General features: G+C 62.0%; 6 protein-coding genes. 2 read left to right on the forward strand and 4 right to left on the reverse strand.

Going from position 1 to position 12040, the window contains the following annotated elements:
* Nucleotides 1-122: 122 nt before the first annotated feature.
* Together NKI16_RS29590 and NKI16_RS29595 are read right to left on the reverse strand one after the other, a co-directional pair.
* Complete coding sequence (locus tag NKI16_RS29590) at nt 123-3425, reverse strand: UvrD-helicase domain-containing protein (protein WP_352924162.1); 3303 nt, start codon at nt 3423-3425, stop codon at nt 123-125.
* Entirely contained in the window at nt 3422-6067 is a 2646-nt protein-coding gene (locus NKI16_RS29595) for a PD-(D/E)XK nuclease family protein (RefSeq protein ID WP_352924164.1), read from the reverse strand. The genes NKI16_RS29590 and NKI16_RS29595 overlap by 4 nt, the downstream gene beginning before the upstream one ends.
* Before the next feature lie 100 nt (nt 6068-6167).
* On the opposite strand from NKI16_RS29595, the gene NKI16_RS29600 reads away from it, so the two are divergent.
* Together NKI16_RS29600 and NKI16_RS29605 are read left to right on the forward strand one after the other, a co-directional pair.
* Complete coding sequence (locus NKI16_RS29600; RefSeq protein WP_352924166.1) at nt 6168-7955, forward strand: ATP-dependent nuclease; 1788 nt, start codon at nt 6168-6170, stop codon at nt 7953-7955.
* Complete coding sequence (locus NKI16_RS29605; RefSeq protein WP_352924168.1) at nt 7948-9729, forward strand: ATP-dependent helicase; 1782 nt, start codon at nt 7948-7950, stop codon at nt 9727-9729. Before NKI16_RS29600 ends, NKI16_RS29605 begins: the two co-directional genes overlap by 8 nt.
* A 232-nt stretch (nt 9730-9961) precedes the next feature.
* Here NKI16_RS29605 and NKI16_RS29610 read toward each other — a convergent pair whose 3' ends face one another.
* Nucleotides 9962-11077 (reverse strand): hypothetical protein, encoded by a 1116-nt coding sequence (locus NKI16_RS29610; RefSeq protein ID WP_352924170.1) that lies wholly within the window; start codon nt 11075-11077, stop codon nt 9962-9964.
* Nucleotides 11058-11987, reverse strand: coding sequence for an abortive infection family protein (locus NKI16_RS29615; RefSeq protein ID WP_352853392.1), 930 nt, complete (start codon nt 11985-11987; stop codon nt 11058-11060). The genes NKI16_RS29610 and NKI16_RS29615 overlap by 20 nt, the downstream gene beginning before the upstream one ends.
* Nucleotides 11988-12040 lie beyond the last annotated feature (53 nt).

Below are 12040 nucleotides of genomic sequence, written 5' to 3' on the forward strand. Positions count from 1 at the left end.
GTGATGCGATACGAACTAGCCGCTCCCTCGGCAATTTGCATCCTGTTCGCCTCAAAGCGTTGTCGTGCTCGCAGTCCATCCGCCGGCGGTCAGTTGCCGAAGGCCGTTCCACGCCATCCCGCTCATACAGCGCTTGCTGCGTCCGCCCGATGGATCCAAGTGATCTCGCCGCTCGTCAGATAGACAATTGCGCCGCGTGCGGCGCCTGTCGCGGACAGATAGTCATGCAACTGCTGCACATGGGCCTCGCGCACCGCAGGTGTGGGACTAACGTCGGATTTCCAATCAATCGCAGCGTCAACGCGGTCTTCCGTGATAGCCAAGGCGTCAGCGCGGCCGGCTATGAGGCCAAGCTCGTCATGACCCCATATTGCGATTTCGGGGACGAGGTGGACTCGTAGTTCGGCAATCCGTGGCAAGGCGAGCCCACGCAGCGCGGCAGCTCCCATCTCGCTGGGATCGGGACGAGGTTCGTCGTCATCGACATCGGAGATCAGTTGGTCGAGCAGTTCGCGGGCGCGGGACACGCTTGGGCCGAGTTCTTCCGCAAGCTCGCCGGTGAGAAGCTCTTCCATCAGCTTGTGAAGAATGACTCCGCGGCGCGCTCCGGCTCCGATGACCTCCAGATGCTCAACGTGGCTCTCCAACGTCACGACCCCATCGAGAAGGTCGCCCAGCCGATCGGGGTCGTGCTCGCTGGGCCGGCGCCAAGCGACCAGTGGGGCACTTTTCTCAATGGACCGCTGTTCGGCGGCAAACACGTCGGAAGACTGTTCGTTCGGCCGGGAGGCCGGCGGCTGCGTTTCCAGACGCACAAAGGACGAAAGATCCAGTTCGGGAATGTCGTACTGACGCAGATCTATAGAGCTGAACCAGGAATCTTTTGACGCCTGAGGGATGTGTGGGACAATCAGAATATCCCGCGCCCGGGTGCAGGCGACATACCAGATACGCTCGCGTTGATTGGCATCCTCCAAGCTTTCCGCGGCACGCGCAGCCGCCAGCTTGGGCGGTGCGACGCCGCCAAGCATCCAGTGCAGGCTATTGTCGGATTGCCGATGCACGAACTGATCCGGGCGATAGAGTTCGGTCGTGGAATTGACCGGAATAACGACCGGCCACTCCAACCCCTTGGCGCTGTGAATGGTGACGATCTCGACGGCATCCTTGGCGGCATCGATGCGTCCTTCCTGCGCCCGTGCTTTGTGCTCCCAATCATCTTGGAGATCCCGAATGAAGGCGCGCAGGCCAGAGACCGAGTAGCCGCGCGCTCGCTCGATCAGGGCATCGAGATTGGCGAGCGCCCGTGCATTCCGGTTGCCATGCCGGGCCGCCATGATGACGCGAATGTTCAGACGTTCGATGGCTTCGGCCAAAATAAGGCTCGGGGCCACGATCGACGCTCGTCGGCGAAGCCGCTGCAGTTCAACGAGAATGTCCCTGGCTACCGCATGCTGCACGAGTTCAGGGTCCGTTCGCACCGTAAAAGAGTTTTGCCCCTCTTCCCTCGCGGCAAGGGTCGCCGTGATATCGAGCAGCTCCTGTTCGCTGAGGCCGACCAGTGGTCCTCGCATGAGCGCGCCAAAGGCTAGGGTGTCGGAGGAGTCCGCCAGGGCCCGCAGCAACGCCAGGATGTCCTGTGTTTCCTGTCGTCGCATCAACGTCTGGCCGGCCTGCGAGGATACCGAGAGGCCGCGCTGCTCGAGTGCCCGTTCATAGCGCCACAGCTCGGTGTGTCCCGGTGAGAGCAGCGCGATGTCGCCGGCCTGGAGCGGCGTGCATGTTTTGTCGGCGCGTTGAATCGAGACGTTGCCGATCAAGGCGGCGCAAATGTCGGCAACCCGCTCGGCCTCGGCTTCCCGAAACATTTCCGCGTAGATGCGCCCCTCGGTCGCGACTTCGATGGTGAAGCGCGCCACGCAGGGAAGCAGGTGCGACGCCTCGAACAGCGTGGGCGCGAGCGCGACATAACGGGGCTGCGAAGCCTTGGCAAAGACTGGATCGAAGCAGGCATTCACATGATCGATGATCGGGCTCAGGGATCGGAAATTGGCTGTGATCTCGAGCACCGCACCATGATCCTGGCCGTCGATCAGCTGGCGGCAGAGTTCGTAGGCTTCGATATCGGCGCCGCGAAAGCGGTAAATCGCCTGTTTCGGATCGCCGACGAGGAAGAGCGACCCGGGCCGCAGCTGTGACTTCTCCCATTGTCCTGGTCGCGTTTCGGTCGCGGCGATCGAGAACAGAATCTCGTTCTGGATGCCGTCCGTGTCCTGAAACTCATCGACAAGGATATAGCGATAGCGCTGGCCGATGGCCTGACGCACCTCTTCATGGTCGCGGATCAGCGAACGAACGTGGATCAGCAGATCATCGAAATCCAGGACCGCGGCTGCACGCTTGCGTGCCTGGTAGCTTTCCAGCAGATCGTCGAGCGACGCCGACAAAGAGCAGACGAGCGTGCTTGCGATATGACCAACGAGCTCATTCCAGCCGATGACTACAGTATCGTAGAGCGTCCGGCCGTCACCCGGGCCGGCATCGTTGCGATGAGCGCCGAAGCCCCGCGCCGCAGCTTCGTAGGTCTTGAGCTGCAGGCCCTTGCGTTCGAAAAGCCGACCGGTGCCCGGATCGCAAAGCCGCCACAAGACTCCGAAATCCTCGCCTTGGGCTAGACAATCGCGATAGCGCTCCGCAAGCCGGCTCAATTCCGACGCGATCTCGGAAAGCCATTTGTCGGGGTCGGCGCTTGCCTGCCACCGTGCGAAATCGTCGACTGCCTGGACGAAATCAATGTCTGCCCGTTCGTCGGGAGCCGGAGGGATCGGCTGGGCATCGGGATGCTTGCGCCGAAGGCTCGCGAGCTCCCGGATAAGATCCACCACTTGAAGCGGCATCTCTTCCGCCAGCACGACGATCGGGTCGCCTTCCGCCGCACCGGCCGAAAGCCTCTGCGAGAACCAGGCCGAGAGCTCGGCCGTGAACAGATTGTCGGCGACGGTCGCATCGACCACGCGGGCGCCGGGGTCGAGGCCAGCCTGAACGCCATGGCTGCGGATGATCGCCTGGCAAAATCCGTGGATGGTCGTCGTCGTCAGCTCATCGAGCCGGGGAGAAGAGGCGACAAGCGCATTGCGCTGCTGTTCGGAAAGACCAAGCGGAAGAACGGCTCGAAGAAAAGCAGGAACCTCACCGGCGAGGAGCGTGTCGATCGTCTCCTTGATCCGGCGCGCGAGCTGGCTCGCGGCAAGTTCCGTAAATGTGATGGCCGCGATGTCACCAGGATGATGGCCGGATGCGAGCATCATCGCCACGCGACCGGCCATTAGCGAGGTCTTGCCGGTTCCCGCGGCCGCTTCCACCAGCAGGACCGCGGCAAAATCGGTCATGGCCCGGCAACGGGCATCCTGGTCGACAAGCGTCATGTCGAGGCGCTCCAAAGCCTGTTGAGCTGCTGGTTGGCCGCTCGGAACTCGGAGGCCTTGCGGCGCAGATAGGTTTCCCGGTCGGCCGGAAGCGCCAGGCGCATATCGTCATAAAGCGTGTCCTGTTCCCAACGCGGCGCAATGCGGCCGCTGCGCAGGATCGCCATGGCTGCCAACAGATAGCCTGTCGCTTCGCTTACCACACCATCGAGTTCGTCGCCCTTGAGTTCGAACGTCGCGGGATCATCGACGAGATAGATCAGGCGCGTCACGACCGTCCTGACTTCGGGCAGCAGCGAGCGGACCGCGATCGCGTAAAGCACGCGTTGCAGCTCACGTCCCTGACCCAACGCGATGCGCTGATGTTTCGGAGGCGGCTTGGCACTCTTGTAGTCGGTGATGCGCGCGCCATCGCCTGTGGCGCGGATATCGAGCCGATCCATGCGGCCGCCGAAGACCAGACCAGTTTCCTGGATCGGCACCGGGACCGTCGTGTCCCACGGCGCGTCATCCGCCGCTTTGCTCTGGCCGAATGTCACCTCCGTCCAGCTGCGCGTATCAGATCTGACCTGATCGTCCGCGGCAAGGCCTCTGGCCGTGCGGCGCGCAGCCTCATTCACCGTATGGCGCCACAGAATCGGCGGCGGCACTGAGCGCTGCAGCGGCCAGGCGTTCAGGATCGCTGCCGAAGCATGACTGATCGCCGCTTCGATCTCGACGGCGCTGGCGCGCGCAAAGCCCGGCGTTGGCTCGAGCGCCGCGATCGCGCCGCTGATCAGCTCATGCACCAACTCGCCGAACGAAGCTGCATCGAGCTGCAGCGGATCGGACTGGAATCGGACCGAGTGCCATCCCAAAGCATAGCGCCAGACGAATCCGAGCGGGTCGCGCAGCAGCCGCTGCAGTGACGTCGTCGACTGGACCCTCGATAAGGCTCTTTCTATCGCCGGATGATCGGCGCCTGAGAGGCCGTCATGCGGGGTCAACATCGAAGGCCGTTGCCAGTTGCGCCAACAAAGCTGGCTCTGGCGAACATGCGCGCGTTGGCCGGCATCGCGGGGCCGCGCCAGCAGCCTGTCCGCTTCGCTGAACGCATGCTCCGGAATGCGATCGCGCTTGTGCACGATCTCGTCCGAAGGCCACAGCGAACTGGGTGAAAGGATGCTGCCCTTGGCGTTGCGCAGCGAGCGCGACAGGACGAGTTGCTCCCTGGTATGCGACTTGATGACCGCGAAATGGCGCCGGTCGCGTTCAGCAATACCCACAGGGTGGAGCCTGCGGCGGTCGAGCAAATGGTGCGGCAGGAGCGGGTCGTCGTTTTCCGAGCGCGGCCAGGACCGGCTCGTGAGGCCAAGCAGGCGGGTGTAGGGCCGCGGGCATGCCGCCAGTTGCGACGCCGGACACCAGACGACGCAGTTGGCGGGGTCAAGCTGATCGGCGACACGCAGCGCTTGCAACGACAGGCCGATGGCTTGCGGCGGTGCGCTTCGCAGTGCCTCCTCCCACATCGCCAGACTGGCGCCGCTCAGCAGCCGTGTACCGGCCTCTCCCGCCGCTTCCGCTCCGCGCGCGAGAAGTTCAAGAATGGGAAGCAGGATCTGCTCGGCCAAATCGCCGTTGGCGCGCTGCGACCGTGCCGCCGCCATCACTTCTCGCCATTGGTCGAGGCTGCGCAATCCGGCGCTTCGTGGAATCGCGGCGAACCAGTCCGCAGGAAGCAAGCCTGCAAATGGACGCGCCGGCAGGCGGCGGATCAAGCGCCAGATACGTTCCTGATTGAGACCGTTTGCAAGAATATCCGCCAGTGCTGCACAGGCCTGGCCTTCCGGCGTGCTCAAGGCGGGCACGCCGTGCGAGAAATGCAACGGTAACCCGGCGTTTCTCGCATAGGCCAAAAAATGATCGTCCCAGTCCTGTGTCGCAGTCGCCACGATGGCGATGTGCTGTGCCTGAACCTTGCCGGTGGCCAGCAACTGCCGGGTCCAACGCAACGCCTCGACGACCTCCGACTTCGGGTCCGCGCTCGCCTCCGTCGACGTGTGGACCGAAGTAGTCGCTGCCTTTTTCCGGATCGACCCTATGAACCATGGTTGCTCAACCGGCTCCGGCAGCTCCCAGGTGAGGTCGGCGACGCGAGCGACCTCATTGAGAAGCGGCCGCCAAAGCGGATCGACTTCCACCAATCCCGAAAGCGTCACCGGGCCCAGCAGGCTGCGCGCAAGATCGACCCGCCGGAGGGCGGCGTCGCGAAGGTCGCGCGGCAGCATGTGCGCCGAGGGTATGTGGTCACGTATGTAGGTCTCGATGACATGCAGGTCGTGAAACCTCGACGTCGCGCCCAGGGTCGACAGGTCAAGGTCGGCTCGCCAGGCGCAATCGAGCGCGTCAAGGACCGCGCGCGGCATCCCAGGCAAGCCGGCTACGGTTCCGATGTCGCCAAAGCTCTCGGAAGCCAGCGCGGCCTGGATTGCCGGATAAAGCACGTCGGTGCCGGCCGGTGTTGCGAAGCCGCCGACCAGGCGCGCCGCGAGCAGGGGCAGGGTCATGATATCGCGTCCGATTGCTCCCTCGCGCGCAGCGGCAGCGCGGGCGCTGCGAAGCGCCAGCATGCCATCGACAACGTGGGTGGAGCGAATGAGCATCGGGTTTTCGTTTTGTTGATCCAGAATGGCACTGTGATCGCCCAGAATCACCGGCTATTGAAGATCAGGCAAAGAAAAAGCCTAGACGTTGGGGCGGAAAATGTATCTCAGCAAGTTGAGCATCAGGAATTTCAGGAATTTTCAATCGATCGACGTCGCCTTGGCCGGCAATGTCGTGCTGCTCGGGGAAAACAGGGTCGGAAAGAGTAACCTGCTCTTTGCGGTCCAGCTCATCCTCGACCAGACATTGCCCGATTCGGCAAGGCAGCTGAAGCTCACAGATTTCTGGGATGGCGGACCCGCCGACTACAGCGCGCCTATTGAGGTGCATCTGGAGATTTCAGATTTCGCCACGGACATGGCGCTCACCGCGCTTCTGACCGATTTTCGAGCACCCCATGATCCGACGATCGCCCGGCTCAGCTATGTCTTCCGCAAGAAGTCGGACGTCACTGGCGCCCCGCAGTCGGGCGCGGATTGCGAGTTTCTGGTCTTTGGCGGTGGTGATGAAACGCGCTCGCTGCCGAGCAAGGTTCGTCGCCGCATTGCGATCGATCTGCTCGATGCCTTGCGCGACGCGGAAGGTCAGCTCGGCAGCTGGCGGGCCTCGCCGCTGCGCCATCTGCTCGAGGAAGCCGTCTCAGGGATAAGCCGCCCGGATCTCGACACTGTCGCGACTGAGCTCGACAAGGCGAGCAAGACGCTTGAGGCTTTTCCGACCATCAAGACGCTGGAAGATGAACTGCGCACTGGCATCGCCTATTTGTCGGGAAAGGCGCATGACATCGATGCGCGCCTGAGATTTGCGCCTGCCGACCCGCTTCGCCTGTTCCGGGCGATCGCGATGTTCATCGATGACGGTAAGCGCGGCATCGCCGAGGCCGGCCTCGGATCGGCGAACGTTGCCTTGCTGGCGCTGAAGCTCGCGGAATTCGCCTGGCGCCGGAAAAAGAACGAGCGCAACTTCTCGCTGCTTTGCATCGAGGAGCCCGAAGCGCATCTCCATCCCCATCTCCAGCGTTCGGTGTTCACGAAGCTGCTCGGCAATGTGGACGCTTCCCAGGCCATGATCGTCACCAGCCATTCGCCTACCCTGGCCGCGGTGGCGCCACTGCGATCGATCGTCCAGCTGAAGAGGAGCGGAGGTGCGACGCAGGCATTCTCCCTGGCCGATCTGCCGGTGACACCCGACGAGCTTGACGATCTCGAGAACTATCTCGACGCCACCCGCGCCGAGCTGCTGTTTGCGCGTGGCGCCATCTTCGTCGAAGGCGACGCGGAGGACGCGCTCTTGCCCGTCTTCGCCTCGTCGCTCGGCCATTCGCTCGACGATCTCGGGATCACGGTCTGCAATGTGGCAGGCACGAACTTCCGTCCCTATGTCAAGCTCGCAGAGGCGCTGACACTGCCTTATTGCGTCATCACCGACTGGGATCCTCTCGACGGTTCCAGACCTCCACTCGGCAAAAAGCGAACCTTTGACCTCTGGCAGGACATGCTTACGGTTCGTGGCAAGCCTCTTCTGACGGCGGCAGATCTGGCAAGATGGGAAGCGTCAGACTATGCCGCATTCAGTGCTGACGCGGCAAAATCCGGCATCTTCCTCAATGAACAGACTTTTGAAGTTTCGGTTGCCAACACGCCTGTTCTGCTGAGCCCGCTGCTCGATATTCTGAGCGGACAAGACTTCGGGTCGGTGCGAACCAAGCGCATTGCCGCCTGGCGTGCAGGCACGCCGGTCGATGCCGAACAGCTGCTGGCAATGGTCGCGAGCGTTGGCAAAGGCCGGCTAGGCGCGCGTCTGGCGAAGAAGGCGGTTGGTCTTCCACCGCCCACCTACCTCGAAAACGCCATCACCACTCTGGTCGCGCGGGTCTCCAATGCTTAGCGACCGGCCCCTTGTTCAAGCGTTGGCAGACCCCAAGGCCAATCCGGAGCAGGCCGCCGCCGTCGTGGAAAAGGGTCACTGCGTGGTGCTCGCCGGCCCGGGCAGCGGCAAGACCAAGACGCTGACGATCGCCATGGCACGCGCCCTGATCCAGGACGTACCCGATCCTCGCGGCGTAGCCTGCATCACCTACAACAACGACTGCGCGATCGAACTGGAAACACGCCTCGCCCGCCTTGGGATCGTACCTGGAGACCGCGCTTTCATCGGCACCGTGCATAGCTTCGCGCTCAGCCAGGTCATCGGCCCATACGCGCGCTGCGTGCCCATTGGGCTTCCCGCGGACTTCAAGGTCGCAAGCAAATCGCAGATGCGGGCCGCTGTGGAAGCGGCATACAGCAAATCGATCTCCGGCTCGGGCAACCCTCACGACAGATGGAAGTTCGCGTCGGAAAAGCGCGTCCGCGATGTCGATCGCACACGGTCTGAATGGCGCGGCCGGAATCCGGAGCTGGCTGATTTCGTTGAAGCCTACGAGGCGGAGCTGCGCCGGCAAGCGCTCATCGATTTCGACGACATGCCGCTGCTCGCGTATCGCATGATCAAGGAGAACGGCTGGATTCGCGATGCGGTGCGAGCTCGTTACCCCGTGTTGTTCGTCGACGAATACCAGGATCTCGGTCATGCGCTGCACGAACTCGTCCTCCTGCTTTGCTTCGAGGGCGGCATTCGTCTGTTCGCTGTCGGCGACACCGACCAGTCGATCTACGGCTTCGCCGGCGCCAATCCTGAGCTGCTGGAAAGCCTAACCCGCCGCCCCGATGTGCGCACGATCAGGCTCCGCTTCAACTACCGTTCCGGCGCGAAGATCATTCGAGCCTCGCTCGGTGCGCTTGGCGAGGAGCGTGACTATCACGGCATCGATGGCGCTCCCGACGGCGATCTCAGCTTCTGGCCAGTTCCGTACGGACACGACAATCAAGCTGAGGCGGTCGCCAATACGATCATCCCGAAGCTTCTCGAACAAGGGCTCCAACTGGGGCAAATCGCGGTTCTCTACCGGGCCGCCTGGCTCGGCGACAAAGTGGCGGCCTCTTTGAAAGAAGCGGGAATCCCTTTTTTCCGAACCGACACGAACGCGCTGGTCAAAAGAAGTTCTCGCCTTGCACGCTTCATTGAGGGATGTGCCGGCTGGATCACGGGCGGTTGGCGCGATGCCGAGCCGCCCTATGCGCGGCTCCTGTCGCAAGCAATGACGCTCGTCTACGGGCGCCACGCCAGTGAGCGTGAGGAACAGGAACTATCCGCCCAACTCATGGGGTTTCTCAGCACCTCACTCGGAAGCAGCGAAACCACCCACGTCTGGCTGCAACGGGTGGCACGAGAACTCATCACGCCATGGCGCATGGTCGCTCGCAATTCCGAACAGGAGTGGGACGTTTGCGACGAGATGATTTCCAACACCGATCCGGCCCGCGATCTGGACATGCCATTGGCGCATTTCGCCGGACGGACGGAGGGATCCGGACGTGTCAACCTCAGCACCCTGCACAGCGCCAAGGGGCGGGAGTTCGACGCCGTCATCATGTACGGAGTGAACGCTTCCGATATGCCGAGCGCGCGCGATCGGCAGACCCCCACAAGTCTTCGCGAGGCCAGGCGCTTGTTCTACGTCGGCGTGACACGCCCGAAAAAACACCTCAGCCTGGTCTATCAGGAGCACCACCATTCGCCGTGGATCTTCGAGCTCTATCAGCGAAGTCAGCAGAATTGACCGTGCACCAAAAGGAACGCTGAGTACACGTCCGCCTGGATCCAGGCCTTGAGGTTATCAATCGAAGTCGCTCGTCTTTCCACGAAAATGCGTCAATGGCTTCAGGCGAGCAGCGCCGCAGCGCTGGACGTTCAGACGGCAACGAGACTGAGGCCGCGCGGACGACAGCTTTTTTTGCCGGCCTGGGCTTTCCGAGCGTGATAAGGTTGCAGCCCGCGCCAGGGTGCTCGAATCAGTCTATGAGCCACGTCATCCATTGTTCTTGGGTAACGCCGGGAAAGAGGGCCCCAGGGTCGATGTCGAAGCTGATGTGGCCTCCATGTCGCACGAAGTTGGACGCGCGAATCCCGCTCCAGAACAACGCCAGGTCCTTGTCGGCGGTGCACAGCATCACGCGTTGATCTGGCCAGATGGCAAAGATATGCATCAGCAGTTCGAGCGAGCGCAGATCAGCCAGAGCATTGTAGGCTTCCTCTCTTCCGTAACGCGCTTTGAACTTAAGGAGGCCCTTGGCCGGACTTTTCCCGTTTGCGACAACGACTGAACTGAGGGCTGCAAGGACGACCAGCGAGCGCACCTGAAGGCCGCAGGCCTTCGCGGTCGAGACGACCTCATTGCCGACGGATTGTACTCTGTGTAGGGCGACCGGAGATTGAAGCCTGGGATTGAGGCGGATGAGGAAATCCTGCTTGCGATCCATGCCGCTTCGGGTGTCCTCGATCAACCCGAGGACGCCCTTGAGACCATTGGCATCGTCCGCAACCAGGATCGCTTTTGGAAGCGCCGAACGGAGCTTTCTCACCGCCTCATCGAGGCTGTGCCGCCCCGAACTCGCGGTCGGGTGTTGCCTCTCGCCGCCCTCGAGAGCGAATAGCCCGGGGTTGATGCGGATTGCATGGTCGGCGAACAGGTCGATGAAATCGCTGCGCCCGGTGTGCTTGGTCATGCCATCCTTTAACCGGCGATCGAGTTCGGCAACGACGCAACGATCCGGCAGCACGACAGAGTTGTCCTGGATCGCTAGGGCTGAAGGCAGCCAGCCTCCTTTGACAAGGCCAATGGATTTCGAGGCAAACCGACTTTGTAGCTCCGTCCGAAAGCGACCCGTGTGCCCAATTTCGGCGTCAGAGACATCGCCCCCGACAATCGTCCCGCGGCCAGCAAGCGGGATGATCATCGGCTGATCGAGCTTGCAATTCACCAGATGCTCATAGCCCAACGGCTCGAATTCGAGGTCGGTGAGCCGCACCTCGCGTCCGGCTCGCCCGTCTTCGCCGGTCTCCCGGACGATCATCATGCGCTTGTCCGGCAATGCGGAAGGAGAATCGTCAGAACGGAATGTCGTCATCGGCAGAACGCTCCGTCTGCTTTGCCGGCACGGGCTCCGACGGTGGCGCACGTTCGAGATGTTTGGTGATGAGGAAGTTATGGAAGGCGGCAGCAATCTGGATCGCGAGATCGCCATACGCGCCCGGAATGGCGACAACGTCCTTGCCCTGTCCGTGACCACCCAGCTTGTTGCGCAAAAATGGCAGCGTTCGGAGGACCTGATCCATAAAACCGGCGCGCATAGTTTGCGGCAGGTCGTCGAAATAGCCTTGAGCGCCCAATTCCTTGATCAGCCGGTCGCCATTGGCGTTTTCCAGTTTCGTCAGAACGTTCATGACACTCTCGAAGCTGTGGCCGGCAAAGAAGATCGCCTCGCGCACGTCTCCCATTCCGAGATATTGGCGTGCCTTTGCAAATTCGTTGGCTGCGCCGGCGAACTGGTTTGCTGCGAGAGAATCGTGGGCGCCCGCCGCGAGCTTGGCACCGACGAAATCGGCATCGAGTTTGAAGAACTCCCCGTCTGATATACGCCAGGGGCAATCATGGAGTTCGAAGATCTGGTTAATCTTCCTGCGTAACGTGTCCTTCTCGGTGGGGTCCATGTAGCTGGACGCAACTTCGATGGTGTCGAATACATACGGACCGTCACCACGAAGCACGAGCAGCCGCAGCGCTTCGTGGTATTGCGTGTCGGCGGGATAGGGTGTCACCGGTAGCCGTTGCCAACCATGCTCGGTGAGAAGGTCGCTCTCGGTTTCCTCCAAGACGGATGTGCTGGAAACCCAATTGTCGTAGGGATCACGCTGGATCCGCATCGGCATGTTGAATGCAGACAACTGGGCCCATAATTTGCGGCGCGCCGGCTCGGGAATATCGACGGTGAGCGCATTGCCCTCGATGGCCCGCACATAGCGTTGGCTGAACAGCATGCGCGTTGTCATTTCCTGCGCATCGGATTGATAAAGTCCATTTCCACGAAAAT

The organism is Mesorhizobium sp. M0698 (assembly GCF_040320455.1).
Classification (GTDB): Bacteria; Pseudomonadota; Alphaproteobacteria; order Rhizobiales; family Rhizobiaceae; genus Mesorhizobium.

Coding starts and splice junctions, on each gene's coding strand:
- NKI16_RS29605 (WP_352924168.1), top strand. CDS start 7,948: ATGCTTAGCGACCGGCCCCTTGTTCAAGCGTTGGCAGACCCCAAGGCC.
- NKI16_RS29595 (WP_352924164.1), bottom strand. CDS start 6,067: ATGCTCATTCGCTCCACCCACGTTGTCGATGGCATGCTGGCGCTTCGC.
- NKI16_RS29600 (WP_352924166.1), top strand. CDS start 6,168: ATGTATCTCAGCAAGTTGAGCATCAGGAATTTCAGGAATTTTCAATCG.
- NKI16_RS29615 (WP_352853392.1), bottom strand. CDS start 11,987: ATGCTGTTCAGCCAACGCTATGTGCGGGCCATCGAGGGCAATGCGCTC.
- NKI16_RS29610 (WP_352924170.1), bottom strand. CDS start 11,077: ATGACGACATTCCGTTCTGACGATTCTCCTTCCGCATTGCCGGACAAG.
- NKI16_RS29590 (WP_352924162.1), bottom strand. CDS start 3,425: ATGACGCTTGTCGACCAGGATGCCCGTTGCCGGGCCATGACCGATTTT.